Below are 19538 nucleotides of genomic sequence, written 5' to 3'. Positions count from 1 at the left end.
TAACGAGGTTTGGTTAGCGGCTCTAAGCGGGATTCAGAAAACACAAACGGCGACGGCCTTGCGACCGTCGCCGTTTTGTTTTGAACCTAGCCGGATTTACAGATCGCGCTTGTTCAGAAACAGCGTCAGCGTCAGACCGCCCTCGCCGTCATTTTGCGACTGGATGTTCTTCAGCGTAATGCCGGACGGCAACAGCACGCTGATGCCGTGGCCCACGCCGTAGCGCGACAGCGTCTTCTCCAGCTGCTTGGCCACGCCTTTGGCCGGCAGCCGCGCCTCGTCGTCCAGCTCAAAACCGTAGGATTCCGCCGCGCTGCCCAGCGCCTCCTCCACCTGTTCGCGAGGCACAAAGCGCTCGGCGGCGGCAGTCAGCGCCTTGGCCTGCACCTCCTCCGGCTGGCTTTCCACCAAGGTCAGCAGCTCGTCCTTGAAGCGCGCCTGCTGCATCGGGTCTTCAATCTCGCTCGATAGCTGCTCCACCACGCTGGCCAGCATCTTGCTGCTGGACGCCTTGTCCGGCACGCGCAACGCCTTGAGGAAATCATCGAGCCAGAACTTGGCCTCGCGGCTCAAGCGGTCCACCGCATAGACCGTGGGGCCATGCTCCAGGATCAGCGCGCCCTTGTCGATCAGCCGCGGATTGATGCCGGAGGCATGGCTGATGTCGAACACCCCGCCGCCTTCGATGATGGTGAGGAAGTCGTCGCGGATCTCGGACTTGAACACGCCCAGCGCCCGCACCTCGCGTTCGCCGTCGGTGAGGCCGGCAAACTGGATCACCAGCAAGTCGCCGGCGCTGATATTGGGGTGCTGCGAGCGGCCGTACAAATGCTTGGCGATGCGCTGCGAGACTTCCAGAAAATCGATCTCGCCGCGGAAGAACTGGCGGCTGTAATGGTAGACCTCGTTCAGATTCAGGTCGGTCTCGTGGACGAACTGGTGCTTTTTGCGATCGGACACGATGCCCTTCAGATAGCCGTCCAGCAGCATGCCGGACACCGCTTCATCCACCAGCGTGGTGCGTTCGGACAGTTGCAAGGGCTCGCCGCGCGTCGGGTTGCCCACCCGGTGCACCACCATGGATTCCACCCGCGATTCCGCAATGATCATGCTCATTTCCCACTCCGCTAGACAATGCCGGCGATTATGCCCGCCGCGCCGCTGAAAACGCAAAAAAGCCAGGCGCGAGGCCTGGCTTTTTGCTGAATCTGGTGGAGGGAGAAGGATTCGAACCTTCGAAGGCAGAGCCGTCAGATTTACAGTCTGATCCCTTTGACCGCTCGGGAATCCCTCCAGAGCGGCGCATCTTATCGGCTTGTAATCTGGCTGTCAACCATTCACGGCATCCGGCAGGCGCGGCGATAAGCGGGACGCTCCAGGCAGCACCGCAACCAGTCATGAAAGCGTGGCCGTGCTTGCGGCTGGAAATCCGCCAAACCATTGATGACGCCGGCGACATTCAGATCTGCCACCGTGAAGGTTTCCCCCAGCAGATAGGAATGGTCGGCCAATGCCCGCTCCAGCCGGTCCAGCGGCCGCTGCAAGGCCTGCGCCGCGCGCGCCAGCTCGGTCGAGTCCCGCATGGCCATAGGCAACCACAGCGCCTGTTCCGCCCAGCTCACATATGGAGCCTCCAGCGAGGCCAGCGCCCAGAACGACCATTGCCACGCCAAAGCCTGTGCCTGTTCATCATCAAGCCACAGCCGGCCATGCTTGCGCGCCAAGTAGAGATTAATCGCCATGGACTCGGCCAACACGAAATCGCCGTCTCTCAGCAGCGGAATGGTGCCGGCTGGATTGAGCGCCAGATAAGCAGGATCGCTGCCGCAAGCCTCAACGGCCAAGGGGTGATGCGCAAACTCCGCGCCCTGCTCGCAGGCCATCCACAAGGCGCGAAACGCGCGGGAACAGCTGGTGCCGTATATCTCCATGACATGCCTTTTACATTAAGTGGCCGGATCATGCGGCCAGCCATGTCCCGCGTCAACATGAACATGTCATTCACAGATGTCCGCGCACGCCGTTTTCCCTGTGCATGCCATAGCCATGGCCAATGCCATCAACCTTGATCTACCGCTTTGTCGATAGCGTCCCATGGCCGCCAAGCTGCCTGACTCAACTTGCCATACCTTTTGCGGAATTACGATGCACACCCCACCCGCTGTTTCACGCCGCTCAACCCCGACAATACGACTGGACAGTTTTCCACTGTTCGAAAGCCTCCCCCCGGATGTGCTGAGCCACATCGAACGTCATGCCACCCTGATCAGCGGTAAACAAACACGGCTGCTGTTCTTGCGCGGCGATCCGGAGAACTTCATCGGAGTGGTACTGCAGGGTAACGCCTACCACACGCTTCAGGAACCTGACGGACACGAAGTCATCATCGACAGCTCTGGCCCAGGCGACATCGTGGGGGAAAGCGCGCTGCTGCACCCAGGGCGGCGCACATGCACCGCCCAGCTCAGCCGCGACTGCCGCTTGCTGCTGCTGCACCGCCAGCATTTCCATCCGCTGCAGGCTGAGCCTTTGCTGATGGCTCGCGTCCAAGAGCAATTGTGCAAGCGGCTGCAGCGCGTCAGCAACTTTGTTGAAACCGTCTGCCTGTACCGGCTGGAGGCGCGACTGGCACGCCATCTGCTGATGGAAATCGATCAACGCGGACGAGCCGGCCCCGGCGGCCCCATCCTGCCCATGACTGTCAATCAGACCGTACTCGCCGCCATGCTCAATGCCAGCCGGCCGCGGCTCAACGCGCAGCTAAAGCAATGGCAGCGCGCCGGGCTGATCCAGCTATCCCGCCATGCGCTGCAAGTGTGCGACCCCTCCCGACTGCAAGAAATTGCCAGACAGAATTGATAAGACAAATGCCTATTTTAAATTTAATTAGTATTCACATGTCACAGAAGTAACAGATAAGCCTCTCGCATTTCGCCATCCTGCAATCCCCATTGTCATGAACGGATGGCGAAATGCTGAACCCAAATATCGCTCCCATGCCCCCGCTGGGCCATTGTTTCGATCAAGTCTGGCGCGAGGTTCACGCCAAGCTGCAACGCCGCGCGCGCCATTTGTGCAAAGGCGATGTCCACCGCGCCGACGAGCTGCTGTCGGACACCGCCCTCAAGGTCCACCTGTATTTGCAGCACTCGCCGGACAAGGTGCAAAACCTGGCCGGCTTTCTGTTCCTGGCGCTGAACCACGCCTTTCTCGACCATGTCCGCCGCAAGGGTCGGGAAGGCAAGGTGATCGATCCCGACACCGAACTGGACAGCGATCCGGTGCATGCGCACGCCGGCAGCGCCCCCACACCGGAACAGCAGCTCTCCCTGAAGCAGCAGCTCGCGCGCATGGACAGCGCCATCGCCGCCCTCAAGCCGGAACAGCAACAACTGTTCCGTCTGAAATTCGAGGAAGACCTGCCCTATCCGCAAATCGCCGCACAGCTGGGCATCAACGAAGCGCTGGCGCGCAAGCGGGTGGAATTGCTGCGCAAAGCGCTGCGCAAGCAGTTGGAAACCGCTTTCACGCCGCCCGCCGGCGCCCGTTCCTCGAATCAACTGTCGGTTCAACCCCTTTGAAAACCAAGGACCCAGGCCATATGACCCACTTCTACCCCTCCTCGTTTGCCAGCGCCTTCGCGCTGTGCACCCTACTAGCTCTGTTGCTTGAGAGAGCGCTGGCCTTGTTATTGCCTCGCTCCCATAGCTCACTTCCCTGGTTTGAACTGTGCTGTCTCTGCTGCGCATACCCACTGAGCCAGCTGCTACGAATCGCCCCCGCAGCAGCCCTGCAGCCGGTGCTGTTGCCCCATGCTGCGGATGCGGGCCTAACGGTCCTATGGATCATCGGGCTGGCCGGCCTGCTGCGGCATGCCCGAAGCAATAAATCGCAAGCCGCCCCCAAACAGGAACGGCGTGTTTTCCGCTTGGGCAACCTGACCACATCTCCCTATCCCCTACGCAAGGAGCGCCGGAAATGACCGCCACGCTAGGCAATCTGATCAGCGGTTTGAAAAAAGCCGTGATCGAGGCGCAGCGCAGCGTCAGCCATCAACACATCGAGGAACTGCGGCAGTTCTTCGTGCCGGACCGCGAGCAAGACCCAGCGCTGCGCTTTCCGGAAGGTGCCTGGACCGCGCGCATGGTGGGCATGAATGTGCCCAAAGAAGTATGCCGCAACAGCGCGGTAACGCTTGAACACCACGAAGTGCAAGTGCCCTTGATCGCGCTGCTGCCGCTGAAAAGCTACGCGATTGAAAAAGTGGAAGTGCTGACCACCCTCAGTCTGGCGCTGGCGGAACAGGCGCACAGCGAAGCAAACGAAGACGCTGCCGACGTGCTGGTATCGATGCGCCGGCAAGACGAACAAACCGCCGAGCTGAAAATCGTCATTCAGGCGCAAGAGCCGCCAGCCGGTTATCGGCAGCTGGTCGCCGCCTACGAAAAACTGCTTAACGCCCAGTTGCCCACTTAAACCTCGCCGCTCACCGTCAAAGGAGAAAACATGCCTGACACAAACGATGAAAAACTGCTGAGCATGGCCCAGCACTTTTCCGGCCTGCCGATGAAAGCGCTGATAGGCGGCCCGCTGCAGGCCGCCGTCCAGGCACAGCACGGATTGGCGCTGGCGCAAACCCAAACCTTGCTGGAAACCGGCTTCAGCCGCGTCACTGACGCCCAGGGCAAACTGACCGGCTACCGGCCGCTGACCGCCGCCATCGAGCTATCGGCCAGCAACGGCTCCGCCTCATCGGCCCTGACACTCAACCTCCCGGTGATGACACTGCTGCAATTGCCGGCGCTTGCCATCCAATCGGTGGACATTGCCTTCGACATGGAAGTGAAGTCCAGCTTCGAACGCGAAACCAACGACCAAAACGCCAGCAAGCAGGAAGGCGACGCCACTTGGGACGCGCGCGCCGGCTGGGGCGTGTTTGGCGTGGAGCTGAAGGGAACGGTCGCGCGCACGTCCAGCCAGACTCGACAAGACAAGCAAGACAGCAACCAGAGCAACAGCGCCCACTACCATGTGGAAATCAAAGCCGAGCAACAAGCCATGCCGGAAGGCGTCAAGCTGCTGCTGCAAGCCTTCAGCAAAACTCTGGAGACCAGGCCGCTCGAATCTCCGCCGTCCTCGCAGCCTTCGCCGCCTCTTGCAGCCAAATCCTCGCCGGCATGACGCGCGGCAACGCCGCCCACCATCGGCCAGGCGGCAAGCTCCCATATAGCGCTTTTGCACTTCGGACATCGTCCCTGGCCGCCCGCCCACCCGCCACGGAGACCTCAAGGATGAACTTTATGTTGCTGCACTTCATATCGATGCCTTCTGCGCTGCAAATCGCCGCCTGGGCCATATCCGGCTGCGCCATCGCCATTGCCACTCATTTTGTCATGCGCCGTTTCGCGCCGGAACACATCACGGAGATGCAGAGCGACGAAGTGGGCGTCATCATCGCCGTAGTGGGCATTTTCTACGGCCTGATCATCGCCGCTTTGCTGGTGCGCGCCATCGCCCACTTCGACGCCTCCATGGAAATCGCCGAACGCGAAGCCAGCCTCTCCAGCGCGCTGTACCGCCTCAGCGCCCAAGGCCTGCCGGAAAGCAGCCATAAAGTCAAAACCGGCCTGCAAAGCTATCTGGAAAATGTGATCCGGCATGAATGGCCGCGCCAGCAAAAAGGCGAAGAAGTGCCGGTTTCCTCACCGCAGCTAGGCCATCTGAGCAAAACCCTCGCCACGGTCCATCCCGCCACTCACCGCGAAGCGGAATATCTGACCCTGGCCCAAAACAAACTCAACGAACTTTACGCCAGCCGCCACACCCGGCTATTCAACCAGGCCATGACCATTCCCTGGGAAATCTGGACCGTCAGCCTGATAGGCGAGGTGCTGCTGGTGTTCTTCGCCTGGCTGATGCATGTGCCCAGCAAGGGCGTGCATTTCTTCCTCACCTGCGCCATGGCCGTGTCCATCTCCATCGTGCTGGCCATCATCCTGATCTACGACACACCTTTCTATGGCGACATCTGCGTCTCGCCGGAGCCATATGAAAAAGCGCTGCGCGCCATCCACGCCGGCAGCCTGGACTGGTGAGGAAAAACTTTTCACACGCGCCTGTCCTCACCGTCCACATGGCAAGCGCATAAGGCGCAGCAATCCCCCTTTGACCCGACATCAGGAGCAATCATGGCAGACAACACCGCAGTCAATGGACAAATCACCGACGCCGTCACCCAGACCAACGTCAAGGTCGTGGCCGAAGCCCCGGCCCAGGCCATGGCCTCGCTGTACCAGGTGGCCAGCCATTCCGCCGGCCTGGCGCTGCAGAACTCGGTGCACAGCCAGCAGGCGCTGAACCAGATCAACAGCGCGGTGATTTCCAAAGCGGTGTCGATGATCCTGTCCGTCGGCGACAAGAGCTGACGCCATTAAGCCAGGGAGGATGGAAGCATGGACATTAAAAGCTTTTTCCGCGGCAAGCAGGATAGCGGCGAAAAAAATCAATCGCAGAGCGGCTCGTCAGCGGAAAAATCGCAAACAGCCGGCGCCGAAGCGCTTCAAGACAGCAATGTCGGCGAGACCAATACGCAAACCATGCGGGCCGACAATGCAGCAGGCTCGCCAGACGGCGGAGCGAAGGCCCAAACCCAATCACCGTCAAGCACGCCGGCCCCCGCCGTTCCGCCTCCCACTCAGCTCTCGCAGCCCGCCGCCCCGCCGCCCTCATCCAGCCCGCTGCGCGGCTTCACCGAAAAACTCAGCACCGCGCCATCCGGCGGCGGCGTCAACGACGCGCTGAACAGCCAGATCGTGCAGGCGGTGCAGCTCTCCAACAGCGAAACCGCCGCCTACGCCGGCAACCAGATCGCCGTCGCGCCCAACATGATGATCACCCAGGCCGGCGGCCTGGTGGCCCAGGCCGGCGCCAATTACTTCGACGGCGCCAGCAAACTGGCCCTGGCCAGCAAGAGCGTGCTGCTGAAAAACATGACCGAGAAATTCGCCGCCGAGGACGTCAAAGGCGGCATCGAGGACGCGCTGGGCATTTTGATCACCGATCTATTAGTCGGCACCGCCGCGGCGGTGGCGGCGGCCTCCGGCGCGATGGAGGGCGAGGCGGCGCATTTCGCCTTGGATAAGATTGATCAGAGTTTGAGTAAGTATCAGGCCTTGCTCGGCAAAAGCCAATAAGGCGGCAGCGATGCACCGAACAGCCTGATAGTGCAGGCGGTACAGCTCTCCAACAGCGAAACCACCGCTTACGCCGGCAACCAGATCGCCGTAGCCCCCAACATGATGATCACCCAGGCCGGCGCCAACTACTTCGACGGCGCCAGCAAAAGCGTGCTGCTGAAGAACATGACCGAGAAATTCGCCAAGGAAGACATCAAGGGCGGCGTCGAGGACGCGCTGGGCATTTTGATCACCGATCTATTGGTCGGCACCGCCGCCGCCGTCACGGTGGCCTCCGGCGCAATGGAAGGCGAGGCGGCGCATTTTGCGCTGGAGAAGATTGATCAGAGTTTGGAAAAGTATCATTCCATTTTAGGAAGAACCGAGTAAATCCGAGAAGCTAATAATGCGGACACTCGGAAGTTTTTAACACGTCGGAGAGTCGCCCCTTCTTGGGTGAACACCGTTATAAAGAGGATCCAATCATGACTGACTTGTACGAATCTCAAGGAATTGGCCAGAACATAGATAATAGCCAAAACCACGTGATAAATATCTTAGAGAATGGCATGCAGGTGAACAGAACACCCACACCACGCGAGGAGCTCGAGGTGCGGGAACGAGCATTAGAAAGACAGGTGGCTAATAGTTGCCTGGACGATATGGTGAATATGGATCGGGAGCGGCTTAGCGGGTTACAAAAGGCGATAGTCTTGATATGTGGGCCTTTGTCGTATCTAGCATCGGTGGCAACGATCGCAATAGAATTATACGACAAGTTGGCAAGGGATGATGAGAACAATAGCTCGAACGATACTTTAGTGAAAATGGAGATAGCGGCAGCGTTTACAACTTTTCTGTTAAGCGCTCTAAAGTATTGGATATATCATCGGCATCGGTCGAGTTGGTTTCATAAGCTGAAGTTATGTTTCGGCACAGGAGCGTTAGCAAGTTCACTAATATCCATCCTTGGATATAAGGTGGCCGCAAGAATACTAGTCCCAGTGTTTCAAGCGCTATCACATATAGCAGAGGACGTGGCCAAGAAGGTGTTGGATTTTATTAAGAAAATTAAAGGTGGGAGAGAGGTAACGTTGGAATTTAATACGATGGCGATTAATCTAAGAGAGTTACAGAATATTCGAGGTGAACTCCAAAATATGGCGCATGATCAGATCGACGTCGAGCAGTAAAGGTCACGGCCGTACGGTGCAATCGTAGGGTGCGACACCCGGCATTGATCTTTCCTACCGACCACCTTACCCGCCGGGCGTCGCACCGCTCCAGCGCCATATGGCCATCGGTGCGATGCCCGGCGGATGGGTGGGCTTCATCGCCTCACCGGGGCCGGGTATCGCATCCTACCTGTCCCATTCGCAGCCCGGTAGCGCGGGTTGGCCCAAAGGGCCATACCCGCGATCCATTCGATGACCACCCGTCATCACCCTTGCGCCTTCCCCTCCACACTCACCGACATACCTCTCCACGCCGCATTCCGCGGGTATGGCCTCTGGCCACCCCGCGCTACGGTTTACCGCCCCAATCGGCGGGATATCGTCCGGTCTGGACATATCGGTGAAACGTCGAATACGGCCACGCCGCCGCGCTGGCGGCGAGGCCATGCTTGACCGGGTTGAAATGTACGTAATCCAAATGCGCGGCGAAATCGGCTTCGTCGCGGATGCGGTGCTCCCAATAGCGGTGCTGCCACAAGGTGCCGCATCCTTTGGCGGCGCGGCGAGCGCTCTGCCATTCGGCCCGGAAATACCGTTGCCCCACCGCGCGGGTGACACGCCGCTTGATCTCGCGCCACCGCATCGCGTAATCGGCATCGCCTTCCGGCAGGGTCCAAATCGCGTGCAAATGGTCCGGCAACAACACCCAAGCATCGATGGCGAATGGCCGCTCGCGCCGCACCGCCAGGATGGCCTCGCGCAAGGCGGCGCGCACGTCGGGCTCCAGCAGGATGCGCTGCCGGCGCTCGGTCACCACGGTGAAGAAATAGCAGCCGCCGGGCAGACGGTCTAGCCGAAAGCGGGCCATCAGCATGTCTATACAAAAGCCTACTTTCGCATGCCTAAGGCATGGATTCGTCAAACCAATCTACTCGCCGGTGCTTGCGCACCCCAATCACATCCTCATCGCACTGACCGTACATCTCATACCAATCAATCCATGGAGACCATTCATGCTGCTACTAGATGCGTTCAACGCACTCTCATCGGCAAAACAAATAGCCGCCTGGAGCGTACTGGGACTACTGATAACCATTTGCGGCGGACTGCTGCTGCGGCCGCTGCGCCCCTGGCTGGAGCATGACAAAAATGACGAACTTGGCATCATCATCGCGGTGGTTGGGGTATTTTACGGCCTGATCATCGCGGCCTTACTGATGCGGGCGATTGCCCATTTCGATATCGCCACGGAAGCGGTAGAGCAGGAATCACGTCTCAGCGTTGCCCTTTACCGCGTAGCGGAAAATGGCGACACGAATCTGGCTGCCCGTATCAAACAGCCGCTGCTGAATTATTTGAACACCATCGTAGTAAAAGAAGCGCCGTTACAAATGAGCGGCCAAACTCTGCCGGTGGGAACCCCTGAGCTGGCACAGGTGAGCGCCGCATTGCGCGGCTTCCAGCCGGCTACACCCAGACAGGTGGCGGCGCAACAACAGGCTTCACAGCAATTGGAGATGCTGTACGCGGCGCGCCATGCCAGGCTTTGCCATCAAGAGATGACCGTGCCTCCGGAAGCCTGGGCGATTTCTCTGATAGGGGAGATCTTGATCATCCTGCTGGCCTGGTTGATGCATTTCTCACGCCCTGCGCTGCAATTTGTGATGATCGCCACGCTCGCGGTTTCCATTTCCATCACCTTGGCGGTGATATTGATCTACGACACGCCTTACGACGGGGACATCTCCGCCCAATTCGATGCCTACAGTCAGGCGATGACAGCCATTGCCAATGACTCCATGCAGTATTGAAACCTGGTTTTTGTCTACAGACGCGACCTATCCATTCGCGGGTATGGCCTGCGGCCAACCCGCGCTACCGGGCAACGCCCCTCCGACACCGTTCACGACAAAGCCCTCTCGCCGTCCCATCAACACCCACGGCGCGGCCAGGCCGCCGCTTGCGCCGTGCCTTTCATGAATAGAGACGCCACGCCATGGACAACGCCGATCAGGACAACCGCGCCGCCCAGCCCGCGGGCATCTTGCGCGGCAGCATTCCAGAGCTGGGCAAGAGCCCGGTGCATTTGCTGGCCGCCATCGTGGCGCCGGCCGCGGACAAGTTATGGGACGTGATGCTGCTGGACATGGCCAAAGCCATGACCTTGCCGGACAAGATCCGCTTCTTCCTGCTGGCCGGGCTGCTGTTGCTGCTGCTCACCACAGCCAGCGCCGCGCTGACGCAGATGGACGATGCCGGCATGGCGCTGGCTAGGGGCTGGCGATGGGCATTCTGGTAGGGCTGCCTTACTCGTTCGGCGCCACGGAATTGGGACTGATCTTTGTTGGCTGGTCCGGCATCAATGAGCTGCAAAAACTGAACCAGTGAAACTCACATAAGGAGAACCACCATGCGCCTCACCTTCCTCAAATCCGCTTTGCTGGCCGCGCTGTGGCTGGCCGCAGGCAGCCTGGCCCATGCCGCCGCGCCGCTGCCGGCCCTGGGAACCGACGCCAAACAGAACACCGTGTCCGGCTTGTCGTCCGGCGCCTTCATGGCGGCGCAGTTCAGCGTGGCCAACTCGGCCGCGGTGTCCGGCGCCGGCATCGTGGCCGGCGGGCCGTTCTATTGCGCCGGTTTGGGCAGTCTGAATGGTGCGGAGCGTTTCCTGACCACCGCCACCACCCTATGCATGCGCCCGCTTGGTCCGGTCCCCTCCGGCGCGGCGGCCTGGCAGGCGGCGCAGAAGTTCGCCGGCCAAGGCCTGATCGACCCGGTGGCCAATATCCAGCGCCAGCGGCTGTACATCTTCACCGGCGCGTCGGACAGCATTGTGCTGTCCAAGGTGGTGGCGCAGACCCGCGCCTTCTATCAAAACGCCGGGGTGCCGGACGCCCAGATCCGCTACGTGGACAACGTCAACGCCGGCCACGCGCTGCTCACCGCCAATGAGGACGATTTGGCCTGTCCGGCCAATGCCGCGCCCAATCTCAACAACTGCGGCTTTTTCCAGTCGCAGGACATCCTGCGCCAGCTGTACGGACAATTGAAACCGCCCGTCGCCAAGCTGTCCGGCGAGTTGCGAGACTTCGATCAGACGGAGTTCTCCAAGAAGGGCTATACCGGGCTGTCCGATATCGGCCATATCTATATCCCAGCCGCCTGCCGCAAGGAAAGCTGCCGCGCGCACGTGGTGTTCCATGGCTGTACCCAGCAAGACAAAGGCAACGACAAAAGCATAGGCATGGGCATGGGCATGGGCAACCGCTTTTACACTTCCACCGGCTACAACGAGATCGCCGACAGCAACCGCATTGTGGTGCTATATCCGCAAATCCGCAGCGACCCCAACCGTAATCCGCAAGGCTGCTGGGACTTCTGGGGCTATAGCAGCAAAGACCCGGTCAACCCGGATTACTACGTCAAAAAAGCGCCGCAGATGGCCGCCATCCGCACCATGCTGGACCGTTTGAACAGCCCGCGTCGCTAAGGAGAAAACATGAATGCGAACACCCCAGATGCCTGGAGCCGACTCGCCTTCGCTGGTCTGCCGGAAGAACAGCAATGGAAAGCCTGGCTGCTGGCCGGGCTGAACGGCGGCGAGAAACTGAGCGAATGGCAGCAACAGGCCTTACAGCAATGGCGGGAGGCCTGGCAACAGCGCGCCGGCGCGGCGTCCTGGCTGGAGCTGGGCCGCCAGTGCGACGACACCTGGACCGAATACGCCCGGCAATGCCTGCTGTGGCAGCTGCAATGGGCCGCCGCCTGGCGCGGACAGGGCTACAAGCTGCATCAGGCGCTGCAAGAGGCCCGCGGCGACGGCGACGCCCTGCTGGCGCTCAACGCCGCTAGTCAGGAAGGCCGCCAGCTATGGGACGAACGGATGGAGTCCCTGCAGCAGACGCTATATGGACTTCACCCCGCCTTGGCCCAAAGTCTGCGGCAATGGCTGACTCAAGCGCCGACCGAGGCCGAGTTACTCCAGTCCTGAAAGGATAAGCATGCAAACCAATACCGCGGGCATTAATTTGATCAAGCAATCTGAAGGCTTAAGGCTGAGCGCCTACCAGGATCAAGTGGGGGTTTGGACCATAGGCTATGGCCACACTGGGCCGGATGTGACAGCAGGGCTTACGATAGAAGCCGATCAAGCCGAACGGCTATTGCAGGGCGATTTGGCGCGCGTTGAACAAGGGGTCAGCGCTTTGGTCACGGTGCCGCTGAACGCCAACCAGTTTTCCGCTCTGGTCAGCTTCAGCTACAACCTGGGCCTGCGCAATCTGCAAAGCTCCACGCTATTGCGATTGTTGAACCAAGGCGACTATGCCGGCGCTGCCGGACAGTTTCCGCGCTGGGACTGCGCCGGCGGACAAGAAGTGCAGGGTCTACTGCGCCGCCGCCAAGCCGAGCAGGCATTGTTCCAGACTCCGGTCGTTAACTGACGCCTTCACAAACGCAGCGTTCACCCGTTCTTGCAACAGCCCGCCAGCGTAGCCGCGCGGGCTGTTTTCGCATTCTTTTCTTAGGGAGAAACGCCATGCAAGACGAACTGAACCATCTGCACGAGCAGGTTTCGCAATTGCTGGGCAACCACCTGGGCGCCTGGGCCAATGATTTGATGAACACCACCGCCGGCCATGACGACAGCCGCTTCCTGTCGGTATTGCACGCTCTCCTGGCCATGCGCAGCGCCCTGGCCCCGCTGGTGAGCCAAACCCAGGATGCCAGCCATGGCTAACGCGCCGCTCAACCCCGCTTTGCGCCAAGTGGCGGAACAATACCTGGGCCGTTCTTTACAGCCGGAAGAGGCGCAAACGCTGATGGCGTTTCAGCAGAAGACGCAAAATCCCTCAGCCCAAGCACCCATCCAGCAAGCCCGGCAACAGACCCAGCATGCCATCTCAAATGGCCATCATCACGCCAACGCCAATATGCGCGATCTCTTGTCCTCCATCCAGGCTAGCTCCAGCCAAGCGCTGCAAGTGCAGGAGGCAGAAGAGCAGGCCATCCTCAAGCTGCTGGAAGGTACGCAAAGCCTGGCCGAGCTGCGACCATCGTCGCTACAGCCGGCTATGAACGCCCTGCAACCGGGTAGCCAGCTAGCGCTCAGCCAGATCGCCGAGCATCTGTCTAACCTCGCGCGGCAGGAGGTGGAGCAGTGCTTCCAGCAGTATTTCGGCCCGTTGTCTGCGCAGTTGCAGGAGGTGGTGATGAAGCTGCAGGCCATGGACACCGCGCCGCAAGCAGCCCCTGTCTCGCAGCCGGCGACGGCGGCGGCTCCCCCCGCAATGGATGCGCAAGCGATGGCTACCGCCAGCCCGCCTGCCGCGCCCTTGCCGCAAAGCATGGCCGACGCCTCGCCTGCCCCCGCCGCAAATGAGCCCGCCGCGGACATTCACACGCCGCCCGCGCCGCCGTCCATGCAGTAGCACCTGGGGAGGACGGCCAGCCGGCCGCCCCCTCCGCCCGGTGTCTTATTTCTCTCATCTAAAACAAGGAGCTACGCATGTCTTTCCCGACTTCCGTCAACGACCAAATCACCGACGCCGTCACCCAATCCAACGTCAAGGTGCTGGGCGAATCCCCGGCCATGGCCATGGGCTCCATCTATCAGACCATGGCTCATTCCACCGGCATCCTGTTCCAGAACGCCGTGTCCTCGCAGCAACAGCAAAACACGCTGAGCCAAGCCGCGGCCAATATGGGCCTGATGCAGATCTACAGCATGAACACCATGGCCGCCGCCGCCGGCACCGAGAAAGTCAGCCAAGGCGGCATCGCCGACAACCTGACCAGCCTGCTGACCGTGCTGCAGTCCTTCCGTCGCTAAACGGCGCCCGGCCACGGAGCTGAGCCATGTCATTCAGCAGATGGATACGCTCGTGGTTCAGCCGGCGCAGGAAGCGGTCTGCCCGGCGCCCCGCCGCCAATCGCTTCCCTGCCGCCAGCGCCAGGCCGCAGTTTGCCGCGCCACGGCCCCCGGTCTTCGCACCGCCGCCTAGACAACCGGCCGCTCAACCTCAGCCACCGGTTCCGCCCGCTGCTCGCGTGGCGGCGGGGCTAGGCTCGGGCAGGCCGCCGGCGCCGGCAAATCGGCGAACCCGACCCAGCCCTTACCGGCTGCCCAATCCGCCCATTTTCATTTCCAGCAAGGAGAAACGCATGTCCTTCCCCACTTCCGTCAACGACCAGATCACCGACGCCGTCACCCAGAGCAACGTCAAGGTATTGGGCGAATCCCCGGCCATGGCCATGGGTTCGCTGTACCAGACCGCGTCGCACTCCACCGGCATCCTGTTCCAGAACGCCGTGTCCTCGCAGCAGCAGCAGAACACCCTGGCGCAAGCCGCCGCCAATATGGGGGTGATGCAGATCTACAGCATGGACACCATGGCCGACGCCGCCGGCACCGAAAAAGTCAGCCAAGCCGGCATTGCGGACAACCTGTCCAGCCTGATGACCGTGCTGCAAAGCTTCCAAAACCGCTGATCGGTCCCTAATCCACAACTGGAGCTAAATCATGGCTTACAACACCTCCGTCAACAGCCAGATCACCGACGCCGTCACCCAGAGCAACGTCAAAGTGCTGGGCGAATCCCCGGCCATGGCGATGGGCTCGCTGTTCCAGACCGCGTCCCACTCCACCGGCATCCTGTTCGAGAACTCGGTCTCGGCGCAGCAACAGCAAAACACGCTGAGCCAGGCCGCCGCCAATACCGGCGTGATGCAGATCTACAGCGTGGACACCATGGCCGACGCCGCCAGCACGGAAAAAGTGTCTCAGGCCGGCATTCCGGACAACCTGTCCAGCCTGATGACCGTGCTGCAGTCGTTCCGCCGCTAAGCGTACACAAGGAGATTTAATACATGGCGTACACCACCGTGAATGACCAGATCACCGACGCCGTCACCCAAACCAACGTCAAGGTGCTGGCGGAAGGCCCGGCCATGGCCATGGGTTCTCTTTTCCAAACCGCGTCCCACTCCACCGGCATCCTGTTCGAAAACGCGGTATCCGCCCGACAACAACAGAACACGCTGGGCCAGGCCGCCACCAATATGGGCGTAATGCAGATTTACAGCGTGGACACCATGGCCGACGCCGCTGGCACTGAAAAAGTGTCCCAAGCAGGCATCCCGGACAATCTGTCCAGCCTGATGACCGTGCTGCAAGCCTTCCAGAACCGCTGATTTTCATAACCTAAACCAGGAGATACGCAATGGCATTCCCGACCGCAGTCAATAATCAGATCACCGACGCCGTCACCCAATCCAACGTCAAAGTGCTGGGCGAGGCGCCGGCCATGGCCATGGGCTCCATGTACCAGACCATGGCGCATTCGACCGGCATCTTGTTCGAGAACGCCGTGTCGGCCCAACAGCAGCAAAACACGCTGGCGCAAGCCGCCGCCAATATGGGCGTGATGCAGATCTACAGCATGAACACCATGGCCGCCGCCGCCGGCACCGAAAAAGTGTCGCAAGGCGGCGTAGCGGATAATCTGACCAGCCTGCTGACCGTGCTGCAAAGTTTCCAGAACCGCTGAGCCTCCCCCGTTCTCCTCATTTGTTCTGCCCCGGAAACGGGGCGTCTTTTTTGTTAGCGCTACTTCAAAACTCCCCCTCAATCCATCCACACCGCCGGTATCAGAACCGCCTTCTATACATGAGACCAGCCACATGCCCAGATGGTCCAACCGCCTTGGCCTACCACACCAAGGCCGCAACCAATCCCGTGAGGCTCAATCAAAAAATGACCCGCCGCGCCTCCATCTCCCAGTGCCGTCGCCGGCTGAAACGACAGCGTTGGGCGATTTCGCGTTGGAATAGCCACGGGTACAAGCGGTAGAGGTAGCGCATCTGGCGCCTCGCCTTTCATGTCAGGTTGATGATGCATGCCAGAATAGTCGCTACAATGTGCCGGATAAACGCTCAATCCCGGACCAATTGTCCTGATATGAAAACCATGCCCTCGCCCGACAACCTGCTGGCTTTCGATGCTTTGGCGCGCGCCGGCAGTTTCACCGCCGCGGCCGATCTGCTGGACTGCCACAAGAGCCTGGTGAGTGCCCGCGTCAAGGCGCTGGAACGCGAGCTGGGGGCGGTGCTGGTGTTGCGCAGCACGCGCAAGGTGGCGCTGACCGAGGCCGGAGAGCGGCTGCGGCCGCACGCGGCGCGGCTGCGGGAAACCATGGCGCAGGCCCGGATGGCGGTGGACCAAACCCAGAGCGATCTGGCCGGGCCGCTGACCATCAGCACCACCTCGTCGCTGGCCCAATACGTGCTGGGGCCGGCATTGAGCGAAATGGCCGCCCTGTATCCGGAATTGCAGCTGTCGCTGCAGGTCAACAACCGCCTGCAGGACCCGGTGGCCGATGTGCTGGACTTCTGTCTGCGCTCGGCGCGCTCGCACACCGTGCATGATGAGAGCCTAGTGGCGCGGCTGGCCGGCTATGCCAGCGAAAACCTGTACGCGTCGCCGGCTTATCTGGCGCGCCACCAGGCCATCCGCCAGCCATCGGACCTGGCCGCGCATCGCTTGCTGGTGATGGAATCGGAGCAACGCGATGGCCTGCTGCTGAAAAAGGGCGAGCAGCTGCTGCGCCAGCCAGTGGGCGCGCAACTGTATCTGAACGACTATCCGCTGCGCGCCGACCTGGCGCTGACCGGTCACGGCATCACGCTGTTGGCCGACTACGCGGTCGCGCGCCATCTGCAAAGCGGCGAGCTGGTGCGGGTCTTGCCGGACTGGCACTGCGACTACTGGCCCATCTATCTGGTGCATCCGTTCCGCACGCCGCTGTCGCGCAAGTACCAAACCTTCATCGACTTCGTGCTGCCGCGGGTGGCCGCCGCGCTGCCGGATAACCGGGCTCAGCCGGACAGCGACGGCCGCGCCAGCAATACGCGGTAGAACTCGACGAAGGCGCGCGCCGCCGCCGGCGCGTGGCGGCCCGGCGGAAACACCGCGTAGACGCCGCCCTTGGGCAGGGTCCACTGCGGCAACAGATGGACCAGCCGCCCCTGGCGGATGTCGTCCTGCACGCTGAACGAATCCAGCACCGACACGCCAGCCCCAGCCAGCAGCAGCGTGCGCAGCGAGGCCGCGGAGTCCACCTTGATGCGCGCCCGCGTCCTGACTGTCGCCTCCTCGCCTGCCGGCCCGCTAAACGGCCAGCTCAATGGCGTTTTCAACAGCGTCAGCGCCACCCAGTCGTGATCGGCCAGTTCCTCCGGCCGCGCCGGCGTGCCGCGCGCTTTCAGATAAGCCGGCGAGGCAACCGGCAATTGGGCGAACTCCCCCAGTTTCAGCGCCCGCAGCGAGGAATCGCGCAAAGTGCCCAGCCGGATCGCCAAGTCCATCCCGGCAGCCACCAGATCCACCATGTGGTCGCTGGCGTGCAGCTCCAGTTGCAGCTTGGGATGCTGGCGGATGAACTGGGTGGCTGCCGGCGCGACGGACTCCGACATATGGCTGACCGGAGCGGTCAGCCGCAACACGCCGGACAGCTCGGCCGCGCCGTGGCCAGCCTGCAGCAGCGCGTCGCGCAAGGCCGCCAATGCCGGCTGCGCGTCCAGATACAAGGCCTGGCCGGCCTCGGTCAACTTGACCCGCCGCGTGGTGCGGTGGAACAGCATCGCCCCCAGCTGCGACTCCAGCCGTCCCACCTGCAGGCTGACATTGGCCTTGGTCATGCCCAGCCGCTCGGCGGCGGCGGTGAAGCCGCCGGCCTCGGCCACCGCCACGAAGATTTGCAGCCCTTCCAGATTGTTCTCTACGCCTCTCGCCATATCAACTGTCAATTTTTCAATAACAATCAATTATGATTTAAGCCGTTTATCGAATCAATTCAAAAGCGCATGATGACGTCCATCAGCGCTGCGTCGCGGCGCCTCAACCAGATTACCCATCAAGGAGTGTCACCATGAAAATCGCACTGATCGGCGCCAGCGGCTATGTCGGTTCCGCCCTGTTGAAAGAAGCCCTGTCCCGCGGCCACCACGTCACCGCGCTGGTTTCCCGCCCGGAACGCATCGAAGCGCAAGCCAACCTCGCCGCCGTGAAAACCGATGTGCAGGACAGCGCGGCGCTGGCCGAGCAGCTGAAAGGCTTTGATGCCGTGATCAGCGCCTTCAGCGGCCACGCCCAGGCCGAGCAGTTCGACTACTACGTCAAGGGCGTGCGCGCCATCATCGCCGCCGCCAAGGCGGCCCAGGCCCCGCGCCTGTTGATGGTAGGCGGCGCCGGCAGCCTGGAAGTGGCGCCCGGCGTACAGCTGGTGGATACCCCGGAATTTCCGGAACAATGGAAGGCCTCGGCGCTGGGCGCCCGCGAAGCGCTGAACCTGCTGCGCGCCGAGACCGAGCTGAACTGGACGCTGCTGAGCCCGTCGGCGATGCTGCAACCGGGCCAGCGCACCGGCCAGTTCCGCTTGGGCAAGGATCAGCTCTTGGTCGACGCCGAAGGCAACAGCCACATCTCGGTCGAAGACTACGCCGTCGCCATGATCGATGAGCTGGAAAAAGGCGCGCATCCGCGCAGCCGCTTCACTGTGGGTTACTGATTTATCCCGTTAATGAAAAAGCCGCTACGGTTGACCGTAGCGGCTTTTTGTTCGAATCCGCCTCGCGGATGATGATTTTCAATGCCGGGGCTGCCCGGCATGCAGGGAGGGGATATTTGTGTGGCCAAATATCCCCTCCACCCCTAAAGGCCACCCTGCAAGCCTGGCCTGCGGCTTCCCGCCGGGTCCCGTCAGGCCCGAGGCGCGGCTGAACTCGCCCCGCGCTAACGTCGCGGGGCTCAAACAGGCAGCCGCTTAAAACCTCGGGCCTGCCACCCAGCGGCAGGCTTGAAGGGACTGGGGCGCATCACAAACGCACTGCTCCCCACAAAACGCTGTGTGCAGGTGGTTAAAGTTTGAACCGCCCCACCACCTGCTCCAGCGATTGCGACAGTTTTTCCAGATCCGCCACCACTTGGCCGGCACGGCTGATCTCGGCGTCGGACTGGGAGGCCTGATTGGACATCTGCTCCGCCGTGCGCGCCATGTCTTCGGTGGCCTTGGACTGTTCGCTGGCCGCGTCGCGGATTTCCGCCGCCTGCCGCACCACAAGTTGCATGCTGGACTGGATCTCGGCGATCTGGCGCTGCGCTTCCTCGGCCAATTGCACGCCGCCCTGCACC

Annotated in this window: 28 protein-coding genes and 1 tRNA gene; 23 read left to right on the top strand and 6 right to left on the bottom strand. The window is 61.4% G+C overall.

Going from position 1 to position 19538, the window contains the following annotated elements; all coding sequences use genetic code 11:
• Positions 1-96: 96 nt before the first annotated feature.
• The 3 genes from JHD59_RS04955 to JHD59_RS04945 all read right to left on the bottom strand — a co-directional run bounded on the left by JHD59_RS04955 (position 97) and on the right by JHD59_RS04945 (position 1931).
• A complete protein-coding gene (locus tag JHD59_RS04955) occupies positions 97-1116 on the bottom strand; it encodes a nucleoid-associated protein (RefSeq protein ID WP_233163904.1) in 1020 nt (339 codons plus the stop codon).
• Between the two features lie 93 nt (positions 1117-1209).
• Positions 1210-1294, bottom strand: a tRNA-Tyr gene (locus JHD59_RS04950).
• Positions 1295-1337: 43 nt separating this feature from the next.
• The gene (locus JHD59_RS04945; protein ID WP_199153377.1) at positions 1338-1931 is read right to left on the bottom strand and encodes a glutathione S-transferase family protein; all 594 of its coding nucleotides are present in this window, start codon (positions 1929-1931) and stop codon (positions 1338-1340) included.
• 214 nt (positions 1932-2145) lie between these two features.
• Between JHD59_RS04945 and JHD59_RS04940 the strand changes: the two genes are divergently transcribed.
• The 9 genes from JHD59_RS04940 to JHD59_RS04900 all read left to right on the top strand — a co-directional run bounded on the left by JHD59_RS04940 (position 2146) and on the right by JHD59_RS04900 (position 8368).
• Entirely contained in the window at positions 2146-2859 is a 714-nt protein-coding gene (locus tag JHD59_RS04940) for a Crp/Fnr family transcriptional regulator (RefSeq protein ID WP_083340931.1), read from the top strand.
• 113 nt (positions 2860-2972) lie between these two features.
• Positions 2973-3581 carry an RNA polymerase sigma factor gene (locus JHD59_RS04935; protein WP_233163903.1) on the top strand — a complete coding sequence of 203 codons (609 nt, stop codon included), beginning with the start codon at positions 2973-2975 and terminating at the stop codon, positions 3579-3581.
• A gap of 397 nt (positions 3582-3978) precedes the next feature.
• Complete coding sequence (locus JHD59_RS04930) at positions 3979-4476, top strand: DUF2589 domain-containing protein (RefSeq protein ID WP_199153376.1); 498 nt, start codon at positions 3979-3981, stop codon at positions 4474-4476.
• A 30-nt stretch (positions 4477-4506) separates the two neighbouring features.
• Entirely contained in the window at positions 4507-5181 is a 675-nt protein-coding gene (locus JHD59_RS04925) for a DUF2589 domain-containing protein (protein WP_199153375.1), read from the top strand.
• 119 nt (positions 5182-5300) lie between these two features.
• The gene (locus JHD59_RS04920) at positions 5301-6095 is read left to right on the top strand and encodes a DUF4239 domain-containing protein (RefSeq protein ID WP_199153374.1); all 795 of its coding nucleotides are present in this window, start codon (positions 5301-5303) and stop codon (positions 6093-6095) included.
• 93 nt (positions 6096-6188) lie between these two features.
• Positions 6189-6425 (top strand): RebB family R body protein, encoded by a 237-nt coding sequence (locus tag JHD59_RS04915; protein ID WP_071109869.1) that lies wholly within the window; start codon positions 6189-6191, stop codon positions 6423-6425.
• Between the two features lie 27 nt (positions 6426-6452).
• Positions 6453-7193, top strand: a complete 741-nt coding sequence (locus JHD59_RS04910; protein ID WP_233163902.1) for a hypothetical protein — start codon at positions 6453-6455, stop codon at positions 7191-7193.
• 30 nt (positions 7194-7223) lie between these two features.
• Positions 7224-7565 carry a hypothetical protein gene (locus tag JHD59_RS04905; RefSeq protein ID WP_199153373.1) on the top strand — a complete coding sequence of 114 codons (342 nt, stop codon included), beginning with the start codon at positions 7224-7226 and terminating at the stop codon, positions 7563-7565.
• 95 nt (positions 7566-7660) lie between these two features.
• Positions 7661-8368, top strand: coding sequence for a hypothetical protein (locus JHD59_RS04900; RefSeq protein ID WP_199153372.1), 708 nt, complete (start codon positions 7661-7663; stop codon positions 8366-8368).
• A 331-nt stretch (positions 8369-8699) separates the two neighbouring features.
• Here the strand turns inward: JHD59_RS04900 and JHD59_RS04895 are convergent, their stop codons facing one another.
• A complete protein-coding gene (locus tag JHD59_RS04895; protein ID WP_199153371.1) occupies positions 8700-9218 on the bottom strand; it encodes a transposase in 519 nt (172 codons plus the stop codon).
• A 145-nt stretch (positions 9219-9363) separates the two neighbouring features.
• Here JHD59_RS04895 and JHD59_RS04890 point away from each other — a divergent pair, with 145 nt between their 5' ends.
• From JHD59_RS04890 to JHD59_RS04830, 13 genes are all read left to right on the top strand, one after another.
• A complete protein-coding gene (locus JHD59_RS04890; protein ID WP_071109867.1) occupies positions 9364-10161 on the top strand; it encodes a DUF4239 domain-containing protein in 798 nt (265 codons plus the stop codon).
• A 185-nt stretch (positions 10162-10346) separates the two neighbouring features.
• A complete protein-coding gene (locus tag JHD59_RS04885; protein ID WP_199153370.1) occupies positions 10347-10649 on the top strand; it encodes a hypothetical protein in 303 nt (100 codons plus the stop codon).
• A gap of 111 nt (positions 10650-10760) precedes the next feature.
• Entirely contained in the window at positions 10761-11840 is a 1080-nt protein-coding gene (locus JHD59_RS04880; RefSeq protein WP_199153369.1) for a poly(3-hydroxybutyrate) depolymerase, read from the top strand.
• A gap of 9 nt (positions 11841-11849) precedes the next feature.
• A complete protein-coding gene (locus tag JHD59_RS04875) occupies positions 11850-12341 on the top strand; it encodes a hypothetical protein (RefSeq protein ID WP_199153368.1) in 492 nt (163 codons plus the stop codon).
• 10 nt (positions 12342-12351) lie between these two features.
• Positions 12352-12792 carry a lysozyme gene (locus tag JHD59_RS04870; RefSeq protein WP_199153367.1) on the top strand — a complete coding sequence of 147 codons (441 nt, stop codon included), beginning with the start codon at positions 12352-12354 and terminating at the stop codon, positions 12790-12792.
• A 95-nt stretch (positions 12793-12887) separates the two neighbouring features.
• On the top strand, positions 12888-13088 hold the full coding sequence (locus JHD59_RS04865; RefSeq protein WP_199153366.1) for a hypothetical protein: 201 nt from the start codon (positions 12888-12890) through the stop codon (positions 13086-13088).
• Complete coding sequence (locus tag JHD59_RS04860; protein ID WP_199153365.1) at positions 13081-13779, top strand: hypothetical protein; 699 nt, start codon at positions 13081-13083, stop codon at positions 13777-13779. The genes JHD59_RS04865 and JHD59_RS04860 overlap by 8 nt, the downstream gene beginning before the upstream one ends.
• A gap of 77 nt (positions 13780-13856) precedes the next feature.
• Entirely contained in the window at positions 13857-14180 is a 324-nt protein-coding gene (locus JHD59_RS04855; protein WP_071109860.1) for a RebB family R body protein, read from the top strand.
• A 332-nt stretch (positions 14181-14512) separates the two neighbouring features.
• Positions 14513-14839: a RebB family R body protein gene (locus JHD59_RS04850; protein WP_103321250.1), complete on the top strand. Its 327-nt coding sequence runs from the start codon at positions 14513-14515 to the stop codon at positions 14837-14839.
• Positions 14840-14870: 31 nt separating this feature from the next.
• Positions 14871-15194 (top strand): RebB family R body protein, encoded by a 324-nt coding sequence (locus tag JHD59_RS04845; protein WP_071109858.1) that lies wholly within the window; start codon positions 14871-14873, stop codon positions 15192-15194.
• Positions 15195-15217: 23 nt separating this feature from the next.
• On the top strand, positions 15218-15541 hold the full coding sequence (locus JHD59_RS04840) for a RebB family R body protein (RefSeq protein ID WP_071109857.1): 324 nt from the start codon (positions 15218-15220) through the stop codon (positions 15539-15541).
• 29 nt (positions 15542-15570) lie between these two features.
• Positions 15571-15897 (top strand): RebB family R body protein, encoded by a 327-nt coding sequence (locus JHD59_RS04835; protein WP_071109856.1) that lies wholly within the window; start codon positions 15571-15573, stop codon positions 15895-15897.
• Positions 15898-16316: 419 nt separating this feature from the next.
• Entirely contained in the window at positions 16317-17264 is a 948-nt protein-coding gene (locus JHD59_RS04830) for a LysR family transcriptional regulator (protein ID WP_233163901.1), read from the top strand.
• On the opposite strand, the gene JHD59_RS04825 is transcribed toward JHD59_RS04830, so the two are convergent.
• Entirely contained in the window at positions 17225-18142 is a 918-nt protein-coding gene (locus tag JHD59_RS04825; protein WP_233163900.1) for a LysR family transcriptional regulator, read from the bottom strand. The genes JHD59_RS04830 and JHD59_RS04825 overlap by 40 nt on opposite strands.
• Before the next feature lie 134 nt (positions 18143-18276).
• Here JHD59_RS04825 and JHD59_RS04820 point away from each other — a divergent pair, with 134 nt between their 5' ends.
• Positions 18277-18915: an NAD(P)-dependent oxidoreductase gene (locus tag JHD59_RS04820; protein ID WP_199153362.1), complete on the top strand. Its 639-nt coding sequence runs from the start codon at positions 18277-18279 to the stop codon at positions 18913-18915.
• Positions 18916-19264: 349 nt separating this feature from the next.
• On the opposite strand, the gene JHD59_RS04815 is transcribed toward JHD59_RS04820, so the two are convergent.
• Positions 19265-19538, bottom strand: a 274-nt coding sequence (locus JHD59_RS04815) for a hypothetical protein (protein ID WP_199153361.1), incomplete at its 5' end; no start/stop codon positions are given.

This window comes from Chromobacterium sp. ASV23, assembly GCF_016428945.1.
Taxonomy (GTDB): Bacteria; Pseudomonadota; Gammaproteobacteria; order Burkholderiales; family Chromobacteriaceae; genus Chromobacterium; species Chromobacterium sinusclupearum.
The sequence above is the reverse complement of the archived record's forward strand: the minus strand, read 5'-3'. Positions and strand labels throughout refer to the sequence as shown.

Bases quoted from the DNA above. Each gene is read 5' to 3' on its own strand.
- JHD59_RS04955 (WP_233163904.1), bottom strand. From the start codon at position 1,116: ATGAGCATGATCATTGCGGAATCGCGGGTGGAATCCATGGTGGTGCAC.
- JHD59_RS04945 (WP_199153377.1), bottom strand. From the start codon at position 1,931: ATGGAGATATACGGCACCAGCTGTTCCCGCGCGTTTCGCGCCTTGTGG.
- JHD59_RS04940 (WP_083340931.1), top strand. From the start codon at position 2,146: ATGCACACCCCACCCGCTGTTTCACGCCGCTCAACCCCGACAATACGA.
- JHD59_RS04935 (WP_233163903.1), top strand. From the start codon at position 2,973: ATGCTGAACCCAAATATCGCTCCCATGCCCCCGCTGGGCCATTGTTTC.
- JHD59_RS04930 (WP_199153376.1), top strand. From the start codon at position 3,979: ATGACCGCCACGCTAGGCAATCTGATCAGCGGTTTGAAAAAAGCCGTG.
- JHD59_RS04925 (WP_199153375.1), top strand. From the start codon at position 4,507: ATGCCTGACACAAACGATGAAAAACTGCTGAGCATGGCCCAGCACTTT.
- JHD59_RS04920 (WP_199153374.1), top strand. From the start codon at position 5,301: ATGTTGCTGCACTTCATATCGATGCCTTCTGCGCTGCAAATCGCCGCC.
- JHD59_RS04915 (WP_071109869.1), top strand. From the start codon at position 6,189: ATGGCAGACAACACCGCAGTCAATGGACAAATCACCGACGCCGTCACC.
- JHD59_RS04910 (WP_233163902.1), top strand. From the start codon at position 6,453: ATGGACATTAAAAGCTTTTTCCGCGGCAAGCAGGATAGCGGCGAAAAA.
- JHD59_RS04900 (WP_199153372.1), top strand. From the start codon at position 7,661: ATGACTGACTTGTACGAATCTCAAGGAATTGGCCAGAACATAGATAAT.
- JHD59_RS04895 (WP_199153371.1), bottom strand. From the start codon at position 9,218: ATGGCCCGCTTTCGGCTAGACCGTCTGCCCGGCGGCTGCTATTTCTTC.
- JHD59_RS04890 (WP_071109867.1), top strand. From the start codon at position 9,364: ATGCTGCTACTAGATGCGTTCAACGCACTCTCATCGGCAAAACAAATA.
- JHD59_RS04885 (WP_199153370.1), top strand. From the start codon at position 10,347: ATGGACAACGCCGATCAGGACAACCGCGCCGCCCAGCCCGCGGGCATC.
- JHD59_RS04880 (WP_199153369.1), top strand. From the start codon at position 10,761: ATGCGCCTCACCTTCCTCAAATCCGCTTTGCTGGCCGCGCTGTGGCTG.
- JHD59_RS04875 (WP_199153368.1), top strand. From the start codon at position 11,850: ATGAATGCGAACACCCCAGATGCCTGGAGCCGACTCGCCTTCGCTGGT.
- JHD59_RS04870 (WP_199153367.1), top strand. From the start codon at position 12,352: ATGCAAACCAATACCGCGGGCATTAATTTGATCAAGCAATCTGAAGGC.
- JHD59_RS04865 (WP_199153366.1), top strand. From the start codon at position 12,888: ATGCAAGACGAACTGAACCATCTGCACGAGCAGGTTTCGCAATTGCTG.
- JHD59_RS04860 (WP_199153365.1), top strand. From the start codon at position 13,081: ATGGCTAACGCGCCGCTCAACCCCGCTTTGCGCCAAGTGGCGGAACAA.
- JHD59_RS04855 (WP_071109860.1), top strand. From the start codon at position 13,857: ATGTCTTTCCCGACTTCCGTCAACGACCAAATCACCGACGCCGTCACC.
- JHD59_RS04850 (WP_103321250.1), top strand. From the start codon at position 14,513: ATGTCCTTCCCCACTTCCGTCAACGACCAGATCACCGACGCCGTCACC.
- JHD59_RS04845 (WP_071109858.1), top strand. From the start codon at position 14,871: ATGGCTTACAACACCTCCGTCAACAGCCAGATCACCGACGCCGTCACC.
- JHD59_RS04840 (WP_071109857.1), top strand. From the start codon at position 15,218: ATGGCGTACACCACCGTGAATGACCAGATCACCGACGCCGTCACCCAA.
- JHD59_RS04835 (WP_071109856.1), top strand. From the start codon at position 15,571: ATGGCATTCCCGACCGCAGTCAATAATCAGATCACCGACGCCGTCACC.
- JHD59_RS04830 (WP_233163901.1), top strand. From the start codon at position 16,317: ATGCCCTCGCCCGACAACCTGCTGGCTTTCGATGCTTTGGCGCGCGCC.
- JHD59_RS04825 (WP_233163900.1), bottom strand. From the start codon at position 18,142: ATGGCGAGAGGCGTAGAGAACAATCTGGAAGGGCTGCAAATCTTCGTG.
- JHD59_RS04820 (WP_199153362.1), top strand. From the start codon at position 18,277: ATGAAAATCGCACTGATCGGCGCCAGCGGCTATGTCGGTTCCGCCCTG.